Origin of the sequence: Lentzea alba, assembly GCF_011067745.1 — a bacterium.
Taxonomy (GTDB): Bacteria; Actinomycetota; Actinomycetes; order Mycobacteriales; family Pseudonocardiaceae; genus Lentzea; species Lentzea alba.
Genome location: NZ_JAAMPJ010000009.1, coordinates 417,075 through 434,062, shown reverse-complemented (window position 1 = coordinate 434,062; position 16,988 = coordinate 417,075). Strand labels below are relative to the sequence as shown.

Annotated in this window: 22 protein-coding genes; 16 read left to right on the top strand and 6 right to left on the bottom strand. The window is 66.6% G+C overall.

What is annotated here, in order from left to right; all coding sequences use genetic code 11:
- Window positions 1-98 precede the first annotated feature (98 nt).
- Together G7043_RS31400 and G7043_RS31395 are read right to left on the bottom strand one after the other, a co-directional pair.
- On the bottom strand, window positions 99-1,268 hold the full coding sequence (locus G7043_RS31400) for an acyl-CoA dehydrogenase family protein (RefSeq protein WP_166051780.1): 1,170 nt from the start codon (window positions 1,266-1,268) through the stop codon (window positions 99-101).
- 10 nt (window positions 1,269-1,278) lie between these two features.
- On the bottom strand, window positions 1,279-2,424 hold the full coding sequence (locus tag G7043_RS31395; RefSeq protein ID WP_166051778.1) for an acyl-CoA dehydrogenase family protein: 1,146 nt from the start codon (window positions 2,422-2,424) through the stop codon (window positions 1,279-1,281).
- 40 nt (window positions 2,425-2,464) lie between these two features.
- Between G7043_RS31395 and G7043_RS31390 the strand changes: the two genes are divergently transcribed.
- From G7043_RS31390 to G7043_RS31345, 10 genes are all read left to right on the top strand, one after another.
- Window positions 2,465-3,064 carry a TetR/AcrR family transcriptional regulator gene (locus G7043_RS31390; protein WP_166051776.1) on the top strand — a complete coding sequence of 200 codons (600 nt, stop codon included), beginning with the start codon at window positions 2,465-2,467 and terminating at the stop codon, window positions 3,062-3,064.
- A 9-nt stretch (window positions 3,065-3,073) separates the two neighbouring features.
- A complete protein-coding gene (gene ligD, locus G7043_RS31385; RefSeq protein ID WP_166051775.1) occupies window positions 3,074-4,078 on the top strand; it encodes a non-homologous end-joining DNA ligase in 1,005 nt (334 codons plus the stop codon).
- A gap of 73 nt (window positions 4,079-4,151) precedes the next feature.
- Entirely contained in the window at window positions 4,152-5,048 is an 897-nt protein-coding gene (locus G7043_RS31380) for a tyrosine-type recombinase/integrase (RefSeq protein WP_166051773.1), read from the top strand.
- A 186-nt stretch (window positions 5,049-5,234) separates the two neighbouring features.
- Window positions 5,235-5,558, top strand: coding sequence for a hypothetical protein (locus G7043_RS31375; protein ID WP_166051771.1), 324 nt, complete (start codon window positions 5,235-5,237; stop codon window positions 5,556-5,558).
- Window positions 5,555-6,127 carry a hypothetical protein gene (locus G7043_RS31370; RefSeq protein WP_166051769.1) on the top strand — a complete coding sequence of 191 codons (573 nt, stop codon included), beginning with the start codon at window positions 5,555-5,557 and terminating at the stop codon, window positions 6,125-6,127. Before G7043_RS31375 ends, G7043_RS31370 begins: the two co-directional genes overlap by 4 nt.
- Window positions 6,128-6,142: 15 nt before the next feature.
- Window positions 6,143-6,532, top strand: coding sequence for a hypothetical protein (locus G7043_RS31365; protein ID WP_166051767.1), 390 nt, complete (start codon window positions 6,143-6,145; stop codon window positions 6,530-6,532).
- Window positions 6,493-7,950 (top strand): AAA family ATPase, encoded by a 1,458-nt coding sequence (locus G7043_RS31360; RefSeq protein ID WP_166051765.1) that lies wholly within the window; start codon window positions 6,493-6,495, stop codon window positions 7,948-7,950. Before G7043_RS31365 ends, G7043_RS31360 begins: the two co-directional genes overlap by 40 nt.
- A 197-nt stretch (window positions 7,951-8,147) precedes the next feature.
- Entirely contained in the window at window positions 8,148-8,621 is a 474-nt protein-coding gene (locus G7043_RS31355; RefSeq protein WP_166051763.1) for a zinc finger domain-containing protein, read from the top strand.
- An 88-nt stretch (window positions 8,622-8,709) separates the two neighbouring features.
- A complete protein-coding gene (locus G7043_RS31350) occupies window positions 8,710-9,066 on the top strand; it encodes a hypothetical protein (protein ID WP_166051761.1) in 357 nt (118 codons plus the stop codon).
- Window positions 9,067-9,128: 62 nt separating this feature from the next.
- Window positions 9,129-9,581, top strand: a complete 453-nt coding sequence (locus tag G7043_RS31345) for a helix-turn-helix transcriptional regulator (RefSeq protein WP_166051759.1) — start codon at window positions 9,129-9,131, stop codon at window positions 9,579-9,581.
- Between the two features lie 177 nt (window positions 9,582-9,758).
- On the opposite strand, the gene G7043_RS31340 is transcribed toward G7043_RS31345, so the two are convergent.
- Window positions 9,759-10,082 (bottom strand): hypothetical protein, encoded by a 324-nt coding sequence (locus G7043_RS31340; RefSeq protein WP_166051757.1) that lies wholly within the window; start codon window positions 10,080-10,082, stop codon window positions 9,759-9,761.
- Window positions 10,083-10,185: 103 nt separating this feature from the next.
- Between G7043_RS31340 and G7043_RS31335 the strand changes: the two genes are divergently transcribed.
- The 4 genes from G7043_RS31335 to G7043_RS31320 are packed head-to-tail and all read left to right on the top strand — an operon-like array spanning window position 10,186 to window position 12,079.
- Window positions 10,186-10,551, top strand: a complete 366-nt coding sequence (locus tag G7043_RS31335; RefSeq protein WP_166051755.1) for a hypothetical protein — start codon at window positions 10,186-10,188, stop codon at window positions 10,549-10,551.
- Entirely contained in the window at window positions 10,527-11,102 is a 576-nt protein-coding gene (locus G7043_RS31330; protein WP_166051753.1) for a hypothetical protein, read from the top strand. Before G7043_RS31335 ends, G7043_RS31330 begins: the two co-directional genes overlap by 25 nt.
- On the top strand, window positions 11,099-11,359 hold the full coding sequence (locus G7043_RS31325) for a hypothetical protein (RefSeq protein ID WP_207311947.1): 261 nt from the start codon (window positions 11,099-11,101) through the stop codon (window positions 11,357-11,359). Before G7043_RS31330 ends, G7043_RS31325 begins: the two co-directional genes overlap by 4 nt.
- Window positions 11,360-11,368: 9 nt before the next feature.
- Complete coding sequence (locus tag G7043_RS31320) at window positions 11,369-12,079, top strand: recombinase family protein (protein ID WP_166051749.1); 711 nt, start codon at window positions 11,369-11,371, stop codon at window positions 12,077-12,079.
- Between the two features lie 63 nt (window positions 12,080-12,142).
- On the opposite strand, the gene G7043_RS31315 is transcribed toward G7043_RS31320, so the two are convergent.
- The 3 genes from G7043_RS31315 to G7043_RS31305 form a co-directional block, all read right to left on the bottom strand.
- On the bottom strand, window positions 12,143-12,955 hold the full coding sequence (locus tag G7043_RS31315) for a hypothetical protein (RefSeq protein ID WP_166051747.1): 813 nt from the start codon (window positions 12,953-12,955) through the stop codon (window positions 12,143-12,145).
- A 119-nt stretch (window positions 12,956-13,074) separates the two neighbouring features.
- Window positions 13,075-13,317, bottom strand: a complete 243-nt coding sequence (locus G7043_RS31310; protein WP_166051746.1) for a hypothetical protein — start codon at window positions 13,315-13,317, stop codon at window positions 13,075-13,077.
- 195 nt (window positions 13,318-13,512) lie between these two features.
- Window positions 13,513-13,722, bottom strand: a complete 210-nt coding sequence (locus tag G7043_RS31305; RefSeq protein ID WP_166051744.1) for a hypothetical protein — start codon at window positions 13,720-13,722, stop codon at window positions 13,513-13,515.
- A 252-nt stretch (window positions 13,723-13,974) separates the two neighbouring features.
- On the opposite strand from G7043_RS31305, the gene G7043_RS31300 reads away from it, so the two are divergent.
- Entirely contained in the window at window positions 13,975-14,352 is a 378-nt protein-coding gene (locus G7043_RS31300; RefSeq protein WP_166051742.1) for a GNAT family N-acetyltransferase, read from the top strand.
- A gap of 149 nt (window positions 14,353-14,501) precedes the next feature.
- On the top strand, window positions 14,502-15,113 hold the full coding sequence (locus G7043_RS31295; RefSeq protein ID WP_166051740.1) for a hypothetical protein: 612 nt from the start codon (window positions 14,502-14,504) through the stop codon (window positions 15,111-15,113).
- Window positions 15,114-16,988: the final 1,875 nt, after the last annotated feature.

The following is a 16,988-nucleotide window of genomic DNA, read 5'->3' as shown; positions in this document are numbered from 1 at the left end:
GCCGCCCCGTACACGGCGGCGTGGTCGACCGCCCCGGGGCGGACGTGTCGTTCGCCGACGCCGAGGATGTCGTGGTTGAGCATCAGCCCAAGATAGAACTAACCGAGCGTTCCGCGAATGTTCGCGTGGCCCTTGAGCAGGTTGCGGGCGATCGTGCGGCGCTGGATCTCGTCGGTGCCCTCGTAGATGCGCAGCAGCCGCAGCTCGCGGTACCAGCGCTCGATCGGCAGTTCGCGGGTGTAGCCCATGCCGCCGTGGATCTGCAGCACCCGGTCGACGATCTCGTTGGCCTTGATGCCGCCGTAGAGCTTCGCGATCGACTGCGCCTGCCGCGAGTCCTGCTTCTGGTCGACGAGCCACGCGGCGTGCAGCACGAGCCAGCGCAGCGCCTCGATCTCGACCGCGGAGTCGGCGATCATCCACTGGATGGCCTGGTACTCGGCGATGGGCTGGCCGAACGTGACGCGGTTCTTGGCCTGCTCGATCGCCATCTCGACCAGCCGCTCGACGCTGCCGAGCGCGCGGGCGGGCAGCAGGTAGCGGCCCTGGCCGATCCACTGCATGGCGAGGTGGAAGCCCTTGCCGACCTCGCCGAGGACGTTCTCCTCCGGCACGCGGACGTTGTCGAACACGAGTGACGCCGGACCCCACTGGCCCATGGTCGGGATGGGTTCGGACTTCCAGCCCATGTCGCGGTCGACCAGGAAGCAGGTGACGCCGCCGTCGGCGCCCTTCTCCTTGTCCGTCACGGCGAACACCATCACGAAGTCGGCCTCGTTGCCCTGCGTGATGAACGTCTTCTCGCCGCTGATCACCCACTCGTCGCCGTCCTTCACGGCGGACGTGCGGATGGCCTTGGCGTCACTGCCGGCACCGGGTTCGGTGATCGCGAAGCACGAGACGCGTTCGCCGGAGATCGTCGGCAGCAGGTAGCGCTGCTTCTGCTCCTCGTTGCCGTGGAACAGGATGTTGTCCGCGTATCCGCCGAACCGGAACGGCACGAAGCTGCGCCCGAGCTCGGCCTCGATGAGCGCGGTCATCATCGCGCCGAGACCCATGCCGCCGTACTCCTGCGGCGTCAGCACCCCGAAGAACCCGGCCTGCTTGGCCTTGTCCTGCAGCGCTTTCAGCTCGTCCTTCGGCAGGCCCGGCTGGCCCGCGCGCTCGCGGCGCAGCACCTCCGGCTCCAGCGGGACGATCTCCTTGCGCACGAAGGTCCGCACCCAGTCGCGGATCTCCTTCTGCTCGGCGTCGAGCGTGAAGTCCATTTCTTTCCCTTCAGACGAACGCGTTGATGCCCGTCAGCGCGCGACCGATGAGCAGTTTCTGAATCTGGCTGGTGCCCTCGTAGAGGGTGGTGACCCTGGCGTCCCGCAGGAACTTGCCGACCGGGTACTCGTCGACGTAGCCGTAACCGCCGAAGACCTGGATGGCGTTGTTGGCGACCTTGACCGCGGCTTCGCTGGCGTAGAGCTTGGCCATGCTCGCTTCGGTGCTGAACTTCTGGCCTCGGTCGGCGAGGTCGGCCACTCGCCAGGTCAGCAACCTCGCGGCGTCGGTTTCGACGGCCATGTCGGCGAGGAGCTCCTGGACGAGCTGGAAGCCCGCGATGGGCTTGCCGAACTGCTCGCGTTCCTTGGCGTACTTGAGCGCGGCTTCGAGGGCACCTCTGGCGGCGCCGACGCAGCCCGCCGCGACGGACATCCGGCCCTTGTCGAGGGCGCCCATCGCGAGCTTGAAGCCTTCCTCGCGCAGGAGGGCGTCGTGCGGGACCTCGACGCCGTCGAGGGTGATCTCGGCGGTGGCCTGGCCGCGCATGCCGAGCTTGCCCTTGATCTCGGTGGCGGTGAAGCCCTCGGTGTCGGTGGGGACCAGGAACGCGCTGATGCCCTTCGGCCCCGGCCCGCCGGTGCGGGCGAACACGAGCGCGACGTCCGCCCACGTGCCGTTGGTGATGAAGACCTTGCGGCCGTTGATCAGGTAGCCGTTGTCCGTCTTGGTGGCTTTGGTGACGAGACTGCCGGCGTCGCTGCCGGTGCCGGGTTCGGTGAGCGCGAAGCAACCGACCTGGGTGCCCGCGGTGAGGCCCGGCAGCCAGCGTTGTTTCTGCTCTTCGGTGCCGTGTTTCGCGATCGACTTCGCGACCAGGCCGAGTGACACCGAGATGATGCCTCGGACGGCGCTGTCCCCGCGGGCGACCTCTTCGAGCACCAGGCAGTAGGCGAGGTTGTCGCCGCCCGACCCGCCGTACCGCTCGTCGATGCCGAGCCCGAGGAACCCCGTGGCGCCGAGCGCGGGCACCAAGTCCCGGTCGATCGCCTCGTCACGGTCCCAGCGCGTGGCGTGGGGGACGATCCGCTCCTCCGTGAAGCGGTGCGCGAGCTCCCTGAGCTGCCGGTGTTCGTCCGAAAGCATCAAGTCCACGGGGCCTCCCGATTAACCGAACAGTGTTAGGTTAACCCACATGCCCCGGCCGAGCACCCCCCTGCTGAGCCCCGACCGCATCAGGTCGGTCGCTCTGGAGATCATCGACCGGGACGGGCTGGACGGTCTGTCGATGCGCAAGCTCGCCGCCTCGCTGGGCGTGCAGGCCGCGTCGCTGTACGGGCACGTCCGCACCAAGGACCAGTTGCTGAACGACATCGCCTCGTCGATCTTGTCGTCCGTCGACGTCTCGGGCTTCGCGGTGGACTGGCGGGAGGGCTTGATCCGGTGCGCGCGCTCGTACCGTGCGGCCTTGTCGTCGCACCCGAACATCGTGCCTTTTCTGGCGTACGGACCCGCCGGCCGCGCGGAGTCACTGCAGCGCCTGGACCTCCTGCACGGCGCCCTGGTCGACGCCGGCTGGTCGCGCCGCGAGGCGACGATGATCGCCGCCGGCCTCATGTACATCGTGTTCGGTTCGGCCTTGAGCTCGTTCTCGTCCGGCTTCTCGGCCGATCCCGCCGACTACTCCGGCCGCTACCCGCACCTCGACCGCGCCCACCTGCTGCCGGCCGTCGCGCACGAGCTGGACCGCGACAGCTTCGAGTTGGCGCTCGCGGCGTTCGTGCGCGGCCTTTAGTGTCTGGGCGTGGCTGCTGCGAAGTCGAAGGCGATCGAGCTCGAGGTCGGTGACCAGCTGGTGCGGGTGTCCAACCCGGACAAGCCGTACTTCCCCGCGCGGGGCATCACCAAGGGGCAGGTGGTGGAGTACTACCGGACCGTCGCGCCGGTGCTCCTGGGGGTGTTGCGCGACCGCCCGGTAGTCCTGAAGCGCTATGTCGACGGCGTCGAGGGGGAGGCGTTCTACCAGAAGCGCGTGCCCAAGGGGGCCCCTGACTACGTGGAAACCGTGCAGGTCCGCTTTCCGTCCGGCCGTCCTGCCGACGAGATCTGCCCGACCTCGGAAGCCGTGATCGTGTGGGCCGCCAACCTCGGCACGTTCGACTTCCACCCGTGGCCGGTGCGGCGTGGCGACGTCGACCACCCCGATGAGCTGCGGATCGACCTCGACCCGCAGCCCGGGACGGATTTCTCCGACGCCGCCCGTGTCGCCCTGGTGCTGCGGGAGGTTTTGGCTGACGCCGGTCTGGTCGGGTATCCGAAGACTTCCGGTGGTCGCGGTGTTCACGTCGCTGTGCGGATCCGTCCGTCGTGGGACTTCATCGACGTGCGGCACGCGGTGATCGCGCTGGCTCGCGAGGTGGAGAAGCGGGCGCCTTCGTTGGCCACTTCGGCTTGGTGGAAGGAAGAGCGCGGTTCTCGGGTGTTCATCGACTTCAATCAGGCCGCCCGCGACCGCACGATCGCCTCGGCCTGGTCGGTGCGGGGGACTCCGCGCGCCACGGTCTCGACGCCGGTCACGTGGGATGAACTGTCCACTGTGGACCCGGATGACTTCGACGTGCTGACCGTGCCGAAGCTCTTGGACGAGCGCGGCGATCTGCACGCCGGGCTGGACTCCGAGGCGTTCGGGATCGAGACGTTGCTGGAGTGGTACGCCGCGGATCCGCGCGGGGAGATGCCGTATCCGCCGGACTACCCGAAGATGCCGGGCGAGCCGCTACGGGTTCAACCATCCCGAAAAAAGCGCTAGAGCTGGGAAAACTCGTCGAACTCACGTCCTGCGTGATCTAGCTTAGCGCTCACTCGCCGGATAACCTAGATGGATGGCTGAGCTTCTCGCGGACCTTGCCGCGTCCTTCCGTCGTGAGCTGCGTGCCGCAGGCAAGGCCGAGCGCACGATCACGATCTACGGGCAGGCGATCAGGTTCTTCTCGGACTGGTTGGAGCGGGAAGGGCGCCGTCCCGACACCGACGCGTTGACGAAGCACACGCTCGTCGCGTGGTTCGAGACGTTGCACGCGAAGCACAGCGCGCAGACCGTGCTGACGAGGTTCAAGGGCATGCGCAGATTCACCCGGTGGGCAGCGGCCGAAGGGGAGATCGCGGCGGATCCGATGTCCAGCATGGAGCAGCCGGTGGCTCCGTCAAAGCCGGTGCCGATCCTCACCGACGACGAGGTCGCCCGGCTGCTGAAGACATGCTCCGGATCATCCTTTGTGGATCGTCGTGACAATGCGATCTTGCGCGTCCTCTTCGACTGCGGGTTGAGGATCTCCGAGTGCACGCGTCTGAGGGTTGAGGACGTGGACCTGGACGATCATGAAGTGCTCTTCGTGATCGGGAAGGGAAGCCGTCCGCGCGTCGTGCCGTTCGGATCGAAGACCGCGCGGGCGCTGGACCGGTACGTCAGGATCCGCAGGACGCATCGTCACGCGAGTGCGGAGGCGCTGTGGCTGGGGCAGCGCGGCGGTTTCACAACGGACGGAGTGGCGAACATGTTGGAGGGAAGGGCCAAAGAGGCCGGGGTCGCAAACCTGCACGCACATCGGTTCCGGCACTCTTGGGCGCATTCGTGGCTTGCGGCCGGAGGTCAGGAACGCGACCTGATGAGGTTGGCCGGCTGGACCAGTGAGGCGATGCTTGACCGCTATGGCGCGTCCGCCGCCGAGGAACGCGCGCGTGCCGCCCACAAGCGCCTCCGTCTCGGTGATCGACTCTAGGAAGTTTCTGTCCCGCAACGTTTTCTCGCTCCAGTCCAAAGCGGAGCGTCAAGGTTGCTGATTTGTGTGAGCACAGCGCTCGGGTACGATGGAGTTGTTCCGTTCCACGCTCGTCTGGCCACGCCCCAAGGGATGCGGCTTCAGGCCCTGCGGTGCCGAAAAGTCGGCTAGTAGAACGGAATTTCCATGGCACTATCACCTGCCGAGCGGGCACTGAGGGCCCGGCTCGCGGCCCACACGCGGTGGTCACGCACGTCCAACAGCACGGAGTCCACCGCAGCAGCGCGTGCGGCATTCGACCGTCGCTTCGAGGACGAGGTCGATCCTCGACGAGAGCTTCCTGAACCCGAACGTGTACGTCGTGCGGAGGCTGCCCGCCGGGCGCACTTCGCCCGCCTGACCCTCAAGTCGGTCACGGCCCGCCGGAAAGCCCGCGAGGCGCAGGAAGCCGTCTCGCGGACCGAGGCTGCGCTTCAGGCAGGCTTCGAGATCGATGGTGGTGCCGCGTGAGCTTCTTCTCCGCGAACACGCAGGCCGTGACGCCGCGCGGCAACCTCCTCGAAGGTGGCACGCGGCCCGATCTCGGCGGCCCTGAGTCGGACCACGAATTCCGCCAGGACGTCGAGCGGATCGCGGGCCGCGCGTCCGTGACGCCGTTCTCCGCGACGCTCGCAAGCCTCGTCGAAGACTGGTTCTGGCCCGTCAGCATCGGCCCGGACGGAAGCCTTCACGGCCGCCGCGACGGCAACAACGTGCAGGTCACCGTCCCGACTGTGCGTGCGGTGCTGCGGCGCACTGACGTGGCCGGCCAGCTTGGCATCGAGCCCACTGCGGCGGACCTGGCCGCGGCCTTGGCTGTCGTCGCCCGGCGCGCACGTGCCGAAGCCGAACGCCAGGCCGTCGCCGATGACGCACGAGCCGACGACGACCGTCGAGAGCGCACTCGTGATGCCGAACTAGCCCAACTCAAGGCGGATCTGCTTCGCGCGCTCGCCGAACTGGACGCGGCCCCGGCTCCGGCCGTGGTCGCTCGGACTGTGCCCACGCCGCCGAAAGCCATGTGGCGCAAGAAGTCCTGACACGACAACAGCCCGGTGACCGTCACCACCGGGCTGTCGTCGCTCTTGTCCAACTCGCGCGGCGGTTGTGTGTCCTGGGAGGACGTCGCGCGCACGAGAAAGCAACCAATCACCATGGTATCGAATGCAGTCCTACAGGCACAGCGCGCCGAGAAGGCCCGCATGATCGCCAACAACCTGCGGCGCGAATGGGCCTTCCAAGTCGACGGCGACGGTCGCGTGCTGGTCCAAGTGCAGCACGGCGCACAGTTCGTACGGCTCGTCCCCGCCGTCGTCGCAGCCCAAGCAGCCGACCTCGACCTCATCGGCCGACACGAGGTGCTAATGCCGGAAGTCGCCGAGGCCGCGGCGCTCACGCTCGCCGGATGGGCGCTGACCGAAGCCGCGACGGGCAGCACCTCATGATCAACGGCACCGCGCTCGCAGCGGACTGGTCCCTGCCGCCGGACGGAGTCACCGAGAAGCCGCCGGTTGTGTCGGTGGCCCCGCAACCAGCAGCGGTGGCGTTTTCCGCAGATGACGGCACCTCGGTTGTCCAGTGCCGCCACCAGACGGCTGTGTTGCCGGATGTGCTGCCAACGGCCGTGCTCGATGCTGTTGCCGACCCGACCCTGAAGGCAGGAGACGTCCTCCAGGCCTGTGCCGAGGCCAGATTCACGCAGGCTCAGGCTTGTGCAGTACTGCGTCAAGATCACCCAGCGACGCGGCGTTTTCGGGACCTGCCGGACCTCTGCGCGAACGTCAATCGCGTGTACGCGCGAATGCAGCGCAATGCCGAGAGCCCAAAGGAGCGGGCCGCTCGGCACGAGTTTGAGGTGCGGGTGGAGGCCGACCGGCTCCGCGTCCGCAAGGAAGCCGCCGCGCTCGTCGCGTCCGAGGAGTCGACCAGAGGCGCTCCGCTACGGGACCGGATCCTCACGCGTGCGAAGCTCGCGTCACTTCCGTCGCTGTACCACTTGATCGCGGACACGATCGAGATGGGCACACTCGGGATGCTCGCCGGACCGTACGGCTCGTGCAAGTCGTTCGTCGCGCTGTCCTGGGCGGCCTCCATCGCGACCGGACACCCGTGGTTCGGCCGCGAGGTCTCGGCACCGGGGCCCGTGATCTACGTGGCCGGTGAGGGCGCCTCCGGTTTGAACGGACGACTCGCCGCCTGGGAGGCGGACACGGGCGTGGACATCCCGGACACGAACCTGCTCACGCTGCCGCTGCCCGTGAACTTCGGCCGCGCCTCAGAGGTCGCCGAGTTCTGCAAACTGGTCGCCGAGCACAAGCCCGTGCTCGTGATCCTGGAGACCCTCAACCGGTGCGCGGTCGGCATGGAGGAGAACAGCGCGACCGACATGGGCCGTGTCGTCAACGCGATGTACGAGATCCAGCGCGCCACCGCCGGTGGGTCCGTGTTCGTGGTGCACCACGCGGGCAAGGACGGCACGATCCGGGGCTCCACCAGCCTCGGCGCCGGAATGGACACCGTTTACATGACCAAGGGCAATGCCGCCGCCGTGACCTTGGCGAGGACCAAGCGCAAGGACGGCGCGGCCGATGACGAGTTGGCGCTCCGGCTCCGCCAGGTCGGCGAATCCGGGGTTCTGGACCATGTCCGCCCCCCGGACATGGCACCCGACAACGACGAACTGCTGATGTCCGCCTTCATGTCCGCGTTCAGCGCCACCGGCTGCACGATGAAGCAGCTTCGCGACGAGGCGGGTATGCCGTCTTCGTCGTTCCATCGCACATTGAATCGCCTGGTAGACGGCGGGAAGCTCGTCAAGGTCGGCACGGGTACACGCGACCACTACCGCCTTGGAACGGCCTAGAAAGACCTTGCACATGTCCGCCGTGTCCGCTGTGTCCGCCTAGCCGCCGGACGTGTCCGTCCGCCCTCCCTCTTAAGAGGGAGGGGCCGGACACGGACAGGGGCGCGGGGTGTGAAAAGCGTTTGTGCAGAAGGGTTTTCTCGCTCCGAGGTGGCCCGGCGAGACCAGGTACGGTGTGCTGTTCGCCTAGAGACGGGATGCGCATGAAGGTGGCCACCGAGCAGGAAGTGCACTTCGGCCGGCGGGAGCTGGTGAAGCACTGGCGTGCGGACGTCCCAGGCCGCTGGGTACTGGGTCCTGACCCCACAAACTTCGACGGGTGGAGCGAACGCATCCGGCGCCCCTCCCTGCTCGACTACCCGTGCCGGACGTGCAAGGCGGATGTGAACCAGCCCTGCCGTTCCGGTGTCGAGAAGTGGGCCCGCGCACACGCCCCGCGCATCGACAAGTGGATCGCCGCGCGCAACTCGCAGGTGCTCACCTGCCCGGCGTGCTCCGCGTTTGTCACGCACACCGACGAGGTGCCGTTTCAGGGGACGAACTGGCACCGTTCCGTCCTGCACCAGAACGTGCGCGTCTACGACTGCTGCGTTCGCTGGGTCCTGACGTTGCCGCTTCATGGCCGTCACTGGGAACTCACGCTCATCGAGGTCCCCAAGTCCGAGGAGTGACGAGGCGTGCCGACAGCGCCCAAGTCGCGTACGAAGAACAATCGAGTCCACACCGGCGCGAACGTCCGCCACAGGTCAACTCCCGCCGATGTCCGACGCCCGGTCCCAAGCGCCCACGTGCAGGCCGACCGTCGTCGTGCGGAGCGAGGCCAAGCGGATCGGGACCGAGCGGCGCATCCTGGTGCGGGAGACGAGCGCCGAAGCCCGGAGGTGCGCAGTGACGACCAATCAATCGGAGTTCACCAGCCGCGAGAAGGACGCCTACGTGCCCGCCCCGTGCGAGAACGGGCACGAGGGCCGGAAGCACGTCGAGTGGACGCCGCTGCCGACGGAGTCTCACTTCGGGGATACACCGCGCAGGTGGGCCATCGGCTTGGAGACCTGCTGGGAGTGCAACAAGCCACGTGCCGAACCTGGTGAGGAATGGCGCGACGAGCTTGAGTGACCTGTAGATGTATCCGGCGTGCCTCGATCGCGCCGAACGTGTTGGCGCGCAAGCTGAATGCCATGAGGGGTGACGCAACGCCACGCGCACGACCAGATTCGGCACCTCGCCGTGGTGAGGTCGTTGGCGCGGAACGCGAGCACCTGCGTGGTGGTTTCGGCCGTCTCGTGCGCCGAGAGCGCGTCGCGGTAGGGCTGCTCCAAGTCGACCTGGCGGAGCTGATCGCGACGGACCGGACGGCGATCAGCAGGCTGGAGGCGGGCCGCGTGCGGCCGACGAGTTCGATGTGCAGGCGGTTGTCCCGCGCGCTTCGCACGGGATGTGGTGAGCGCGAGGTGCTCGCGTTGGAGGTCGCGTTGCACGAGGCGGCGGGGGCGAGCTTGCGTGGTGTCACCGACCGGACGCGGCGGCGGCGCGATCGTCTTGACGCTGTGGCTCTTGCTGCCGCGCGGTCAAGCGGGGGCGACCCGTACACGAACCACTTGCTGAACCTGCTGGAGCAGCAACGTGACTGAACGGGGAAGCGAACTGCGGGGCCGCTGGCCTGGGCCGACGCCGTCCGATGCCGAGCTGGAAGTTTTGGCCGGCCGCGAGCTCCTTCGCGCTGCGGTCCGTGTCAGCCGCCGCCGTGTGCGCGCCCGCCTGGCCGTGGATGCGCTTGTGCGCGACGCGCTTGCAGAACTGGACGCCGATCAGCCCCAGATGTGAGCCGAGATGATCACGAGGACCGCGCCGATCACGAGCCACAGCACCAGGTACACCGTGCTCGACAAGACCATGCGCACCTCGCGAACGAGGCGCTTGCGGGTGCTCCCGTGGGCGTCATGCAGCTCCCACGCCTGTCGGATGTACTCGGCGGCCTTATCTGGTGACGTGGCGGCGTCCTCGATCAGGTCCTGGATCTTCGAGTCGACCCCGGCGTCACCGGTACGGCGCTGAACCTGGCGAACACCACGGCGGCCCACGTTGGTCCACCCCGTTCCGCGGATCGGTGGCCACGTTTCATGGTTGTTCACGCGGACCTCCTCATCGGCTGCCTGTGGCATCGCGGCGTGCCTGTCGCCGTTACCTCGGCGCGGCGGCCGATCACTCCTGCCAGCACGGGTGATCCTGAACGACATGAGCGGCTTCGAGATCGAAACCAAGGACGGCCAGCGCGGTGCGCGTGTTGCGACCCTCCCAGGGCGGGCCGCTGTGCCTGGGCATGACGCCCGCTGGAAGTCGTGGTTCTGCTCCGGCTGCGGCATCGCGGAGGCTGGGTACAACATCGACATGCGCAGGACGGCGTGCGCGAGCTGTGTGCAGCGGATCCGCGAGGGCAAGGCGATCCTCACACCGGAGGAGGTGTGGCACGAGGCGCTCGCGGAGATGGCCAAGGACAAGCTGTGCCGCGTGTGCGGCCAGAAGGCGGGCCCGGCGGCCGACGCGCTGGGGCGCGGGCAGTCCGTCGTCTGTCGCCGGTGCCTGACGGAAGCGGCAGCGTGACGGGGCAGCACAAGCGCGCCAAGGCAGCCTTCGATCGGGCGTTGGCGCGGTGGCGTGCCGTGCCCGAGCTGAATCAAGGCCGGCTCGTGCCGCTCGACAGCGCGCAGGCGACGGAGCTGCTCGACCTGGCGCACGCCACGGCGGTGGAGGCGTTGCTCTGGGCCCGGGCGTTCGACGACGCGGCGCGGGGGAGTGATGGCATCCCGGCTCTGAGCGGCTATCCGGACAAGGACAAGCTGCCCGCGGAGATCAAGGCTGCGAGGTGGGCGGCCAACAAGGGTGTGCACCTCCTCGTAGAGCTTGCGGCCGTGGATCATGTCGGCACGATCGGTGCGTGGGGTACGGCGCCGTGGGGTGCGGGCCTTGTCGCTCCGATGTTGCGGTGGGTCTCGGACCAGTCGCGGTTGCCCCAGGTGAAGGCGAGCCCGAAGGGGAAGATCGATCAGGGCGACCAGGACATCCGGGACGCTTTCGTGGCTCACTGGCGCGGCCAGCCGGTAGCGATCGGGCTTACGGAAGTCGAGGCGTGGCTGAACCACTGGTGCGCATGACGGAGAACGTGCGCTCGTCCGCGACGGAGGTCCACCGCCGCGCGACCGTGCTTCTCGATCAGCTTCGCGAGTTGCTTGCGGCGGCCGAGTCGGGCGAGTTGCCGGTGAGCGGGGACTACCGGCACCGGCTGGAGGGCGCGATCACGGCGGTGGAGGCGGTGCTCGGCCTGCCGCCGTCGCTCGCTCCGGGCCTCTTGGAGCCCGACGTCCGTAAATGGTTCTGTGGAAATATTTACACCGCAGGTCATGGCGTTTAGGCTTTGAACATGCGCCTTGTCGGTTACCTCCGCGTCAGCTCTACCGGCCAGTTGGACGGCTACGGCTTCGATGTCCAGCGCGCCGACATTGAGCGCTGGGCTAAGGCGAACGGCCACCGCATCGTGGAGTGGTTCACCGACGCGGTCACTGGCAAGTACGACGCCCCTGACCGTCCCGGCCTCACCGACGCCGTGCAGATGATCCGGCGCCCGGCACAGGCCGAGGGGATCGTGGTCGGCAAGCTCGACCGGCTCGCCCGCGCCCTCACAGTCCAGGAGGCGATCCTGGCGCTCGTGTGGCGCGAGGGCGCGAGCGTGTTCACCGCCGAGGACGGCGAGGTCCAGCAGGACGACCCTGAGGACCCGATGCGCACGGCCATCCGCCAAGTGCAAGGCGTCTTCGCCGAGCTGGACCGCAAGACCGTCGTGAAGCGCTTGCGCGACGGCCGGAAGGAAAAGGCCAAAACCGGCCGCAAGGCGGTCGGTGAGTACGCGTACGGGTTCGCCGGCCAAGGGCAGGGGCGCGAGCGTGACGCCGCGCCGGAGCCGACCGAGCAGGTCGCCGTGCGCCGGATCGTGGAGCTGCGCGAGACGGGCGCGTCGTACCGCGTCATCGCATCCATGTTGGACGCCGAGGGACACAGGCCGCGCCGGGCCGCGTCCTGGTCGGCGATGGCGGTTCGCAACATCGTTCAGCGGCAGGAACCTCAGCCGCGCTAGCGGATCGCGGAGGTGCTGAGCTGCTCGCGCGCGACGTTGTACTTGGTGCTCGGCGACGTCGACTCAACCGCCGGACTGTCCTCGGCTCGATGAGCTGCGGTGTGCGGGCGCGCCACCGTTTTTGGTGCTGACCCGTGATGCAATCAGCGCGATCGTCGCAGTGACGAGCAAGCCTGCTTGCAAGGGGAGCAGCTTTTGGCTTGTGGATCCCCCCTCTGCGATGTCCACGAAGCCCAAGACTGACAAAACAGCCGCCGGGATCAGCAGGGCGACGCTGATGAGTTTCAGCATCAATGGCTTTCGTGCTGGCACCTCCCCGATGTGGACGGCCACGTCCACCAGGTCGCCAACTGGTTGGAAGTCTGGCTTGCCGTCCAGCAGGACGGTGTAGCGCAGCCGGTGGCGGCGAGTCAGTAGTGATGGGGAGATGTGCAGAGCTGTCCCGGCCATGTCCACCTTGGGCGCCCGAACCGCCGGGCGCCCGGCATCCGACTCCTGATCGAGCAGAGCCAGGACCGGCACACCGAACTCCAGCTCCAGCGGCGCCTCGCCGAACGCGGACGGGCCGATGTCCAGGGAGCTGTCGCTGACCACGTCCACGGTGACGACGTAGGGCCGGGTCAACTCGCGGCCATGCAGGCTCACCGCGATGCCGCTGCCGTGCAGACCTGGCGCGGCGCGCAGCAAGGACACCGCCTGGTCCACGTTGATGTAGAGCGCCCTTTGCGGCCGTGCCGAGCGGAAGGCCGCCCACACCGCCCAGGCGCCCAACGCGATCGCCACCAGGATCCCGACGATCGTCCAGAACGTGCCCGAGGTGTAGAAGGGCTCCGCTGCGGGTGGAGACTGCTCAGCTAACGGCACCTGGGCATCCAAGCAGTCCGTTAGATGGATGTCGCGCCGACTTGGCCTGGTTCGTCAAACACACTCCGCGTGACCCGATTTTGGGCGGGAGACACGATCGCGACGACCAGGTGGCGTCGGTGTGGCGACCGTCATACGGCCGAAGTCGCGCCCGCGTCCTGTAAAACCCGCGGTGAGAACGCGGTAAGGGGTGGAGCCGCATTGGGCGCCTCCACCTCCGATTGGAGCCGCAGATGGATGATCACAAGCCCGAACGTCGTGCCGCGCCCGCCGTTCGAGTGTGGGACGTAGGTCGAGAAGTTCGCCGAGGTGAAGACGGCCGTCTCGACTTCGGGCGCGACCACGCCCTCGATCAGCGGGGATTGCCGCGGCACGACCTCCCCGCCGGATGCATGATCAAGCCCCTGGACGGCTATCGCTCATGCGGGCCAGCGTTCTGGCATTGCCCTCAGTGCGTTGCCATGACCAGCTAGATCAGAGGGCGGCCGTGGCCGATGTTCTTGACGTCGGCCACGACTCCCTGCGGTGGTGCCGCAGAGGTGCGTCCACGGTGGGCATTATTCGGCTGATTATGGTTGGCAGTGCACCTGGTACTTCGCCGCGGCGTCGGTCTGGACGTCTTCGGGTTGCGAGTCGTCGAGCGCGTTCCACTGGAACACCAGGCACTCCTGCGGGGTGTACATCCCGGATGGGCCGCTCCGTACGGGCTCGTCGTCTCCGCCCACGTTGCACGCGACGAGCACCCCGATGATCACGGCGAAGATGATGACGAGACGCATGCAGGGTCCCTTGCTGCCGGACTGGTGTTGACGTTGGCCTGTACGTCGATGGCCTCTACAGACGCGTTACCGGCTGGGCATAGGCGGCCCGTTGTAATGTCCGACGCCTCCACAGGCACGACGAACGGCGGGCTGATGATCAACGTGCGGTGGCCCAACCCGCGTAACGAGCCCGGGTTGGGCTTGAAGGTGCGGGACGTGCTTACGGCTGTAGGTATGAACGCAGGTCAGTATGGATCTCCCTCGCGACCGTTGGCCGGCGCCGTGGCTCTGGCGGAGGACTCTCACGGGCAGGTCGTCGGCATCGTCCACGCGCGGTTCAACCTGGAGACCTACAACAACAGGTTCGGCGAGCTTGAGGGCCTGCCACGTCCGCAATGCATGCTGGACAAGATCGCCGTGTTGCCGACCGCGCGCCGGTCCGGCGTCGGCAAGCTGCTCATGCGCGAGACGGCAACGGAAGCGCAACGCTATGGGTGCTCGCACCTCGCCCTGATGGTCGACTGGTCGACTGAGTTGAGAGACCGAGTGGAGTTCTTCAAGGCCTGTGGTCTGCGGTCGCTTGTGTCAGGACGGGACGATGATCTGTTCGGGGCTGATCTGGAGACGGTGCTGCGATCGACTGCGTGATCATGAGGGTGACGAAGGCTTTCCGAGGGCTGAAGACGTTGGCGGAGTGAGCCTTCTGCTTCTCCTGGTAGTGCAAGCCTCTCCGCAATGAGCCGGAGCGGGAATGCTCTAATCCAACGGTGTCGACAGGGTTAGACGTGCCAGGTCACGTGCGGATCGTTCGCTGTGTCGCGTTCGCCGTCATCGCGGTGGGTGAGTTTGTGCTCGTGCTCGGTCCGTGGTTTCTCGCGGCGCTCCGCTGGTTCACGGGCAAGGACGCGGACTGGTGGGGAGCCGCAGGGCAGTGGGCGGGGGCACTCGGCAGTGTCGCCGCGGTGGTCGCAGCGCTGTGGATCGCTAAGAAGGGCGCCCGCGATGCCGCCCAGATTGCCGAGCAGGGCGCTCGCGAGGCCGCCGCGAGAGAGCAGCGTCGGCAACGCGCGGCGGCGATGCTCGTGCACGGCGAGTACCCCAGTTCCGAGGCGCGCGACCTTGTGTCGATCGTCAACGACAGCCAGTTCCCCGTTGTGAACGTCCAGGTGGTCGCAGTCAAGGGCGGTGACTTGGCTCCCCTTGTGCCCCCATCCGGGAGTTGGCCCATCCACGCTGTGCTCATGCCTGGCGAGCAGGTAGGCACGAGGCCGATGTTCGGGAAGGCTTCGGACGGGAACTTCTACGGGCTCGTGATCTCGCCTCAGTACTCCATCGTCATCGAGTTCACGGACATTGAGGGGTACCGGTGGCGCCGGGAAGGCGAGGGGCTGCCCGAGCACCTCGCGTGATCGTTCAGTTCGTGGCTATCCGGCTTGACTCGGTTCACCTCGTTGCCCCGTCCTGTCGCACGTGCCCCTGACGCTCCGAAGGCGTGAGGCCGGCATCTTCCCGGCCCAGAACCGGAGATGGACCCACCGCGATGCTGGAGTTCACGACCGCACTTGCCGGGTTGGCCGCTGTGATCGTCGGCTGGCCCCGCCGGAGGGGCGACGACGAGTAGTCGGACAGCAACGGCCCGCCGGTGACCCGGCGGGCCGTGCTAGTCGACGTTCCGCGTCCTGGTTGTTGCGGCCGAAGAGACGCCGCGCAACTAGCTGGGGCGCTCGTTCGAGCGGTTCAGACTCTTGCTAGGACTTGTGCAGATCCTGCAAGAGCCACTGCGCGACTCGGCGGCGGATCTTGGTCAGGTTCGTGATGACGAGGTGCCGAACCTGAGCCGCGACCCAGGTGATCAAGGGCCTCGCCAAGCAACCAAGGGCGAAGAACGCGACGTATCGGACGGCCCACGCAGTCATTGTTGTCAGGTGGTGGGATGCCCAAGGTTCCCCGTCCACGTGTACGTCGGGGAAGGTGACTGGGAGGACAAATGTCCCTACCAGTGTGAACACCGTTACAAAGGCAACCCTAACCTCTCGCTTTCGGCGTGCTCTGGCTTCTAACATGGACATGTCGCTGAACCTTCCTAGCCTGGAGGATCTTGGTGACGCTGAGGCCGGTCCTTGTGCAAGAAGGGCCGGCCTCTCTTGTGCTCGCCCAATCGGTTGTGCAGGCTTGGGTTGCACTTCAACTAGACCTGAAGCGGCTACCATCCAGGTAGACCTCGGTCGAACAGTTCCATGCAGGACGATTGTTCGTGCGGGATAAGAAATTTGACCGAAACTGACCCTGGGGTTCTGGACAGGGCTGGTTGGTTGCGGTAGCACTCGGCGAGTCATCTGCTTCGCTACGCCCCGGACCAGGGGCCTTGTTCCGCACGGGTAAGGCAATCGCCTGAAACTACCTCGTCGGGACAGTGACATCGTCTTGGATAGCTGCTATAAGGCGCTGCCGAGAAGAGCCTCGATGTCGAGGCCTTGAGGCATGTGATGCGGGAGCGAGTGCGCGGTGCGTAGCCTGCCGTCGATTGCCTGCGTGCGGGGCAATCGCTCTAGGGGTAAGCGCCGGGGTACGACAACGAGGCGCGTCGTCGCTATCCATGTTGTTGCCGCTGTCTGGCATGGATGGTTCTTTCAGGTCGTGGTGCCGTCTGTGGGATGTCCGCTTGGGCTGGGTTGTGGATGTGGGTGCGGATGCCGCCTTGCCGGGGAACTCGTTCGGGACGATCACGGTGCTCATTGCGAAGTGATCGCTCTATGTCGTGTCTTTGAGCGTTGCTTGAGCTCGTCAGCGCACGCCTGTAGCAGGGCTCGTGACCCCGCCATTCTGCGTCCCTTGTCTATCGGCGCAGCTGGCCTCGATGTCCGGCGTGCGCGCTGGTGCGATGAATCTAGAGTATCGAGCCGCGCCGTGTCATCTCGGAGCGTGAATGAGGTGGCTATCCTCCTCTCAATTAGCTACGAGTGTCTGCCTATCGAGATGCGAGGCAGTGACGTTTGCGCAGGTAAAGCGGCATCCGATTGCTCTACGTGACCGCCATGTGCGCAGGGTGACTTCGCATCGCCGCACTAATTAGTGTCGTAACTTGCGACTTAATGGTGGCTGCCCGGACCATGTCATCATCTCTATATGACATAGTCTGTCACACTATGACATTCTATGTTCAATCATGGTTTTCAAGTTCACATCAGAGTCTTTGAAGTGCATCTCTAGTCTTGATACAACTTCGCGCTCTTTAACGCACTTTCAAACCCTCAATAGTTCCCGCTGTTGTTCCGCTTGCCGTT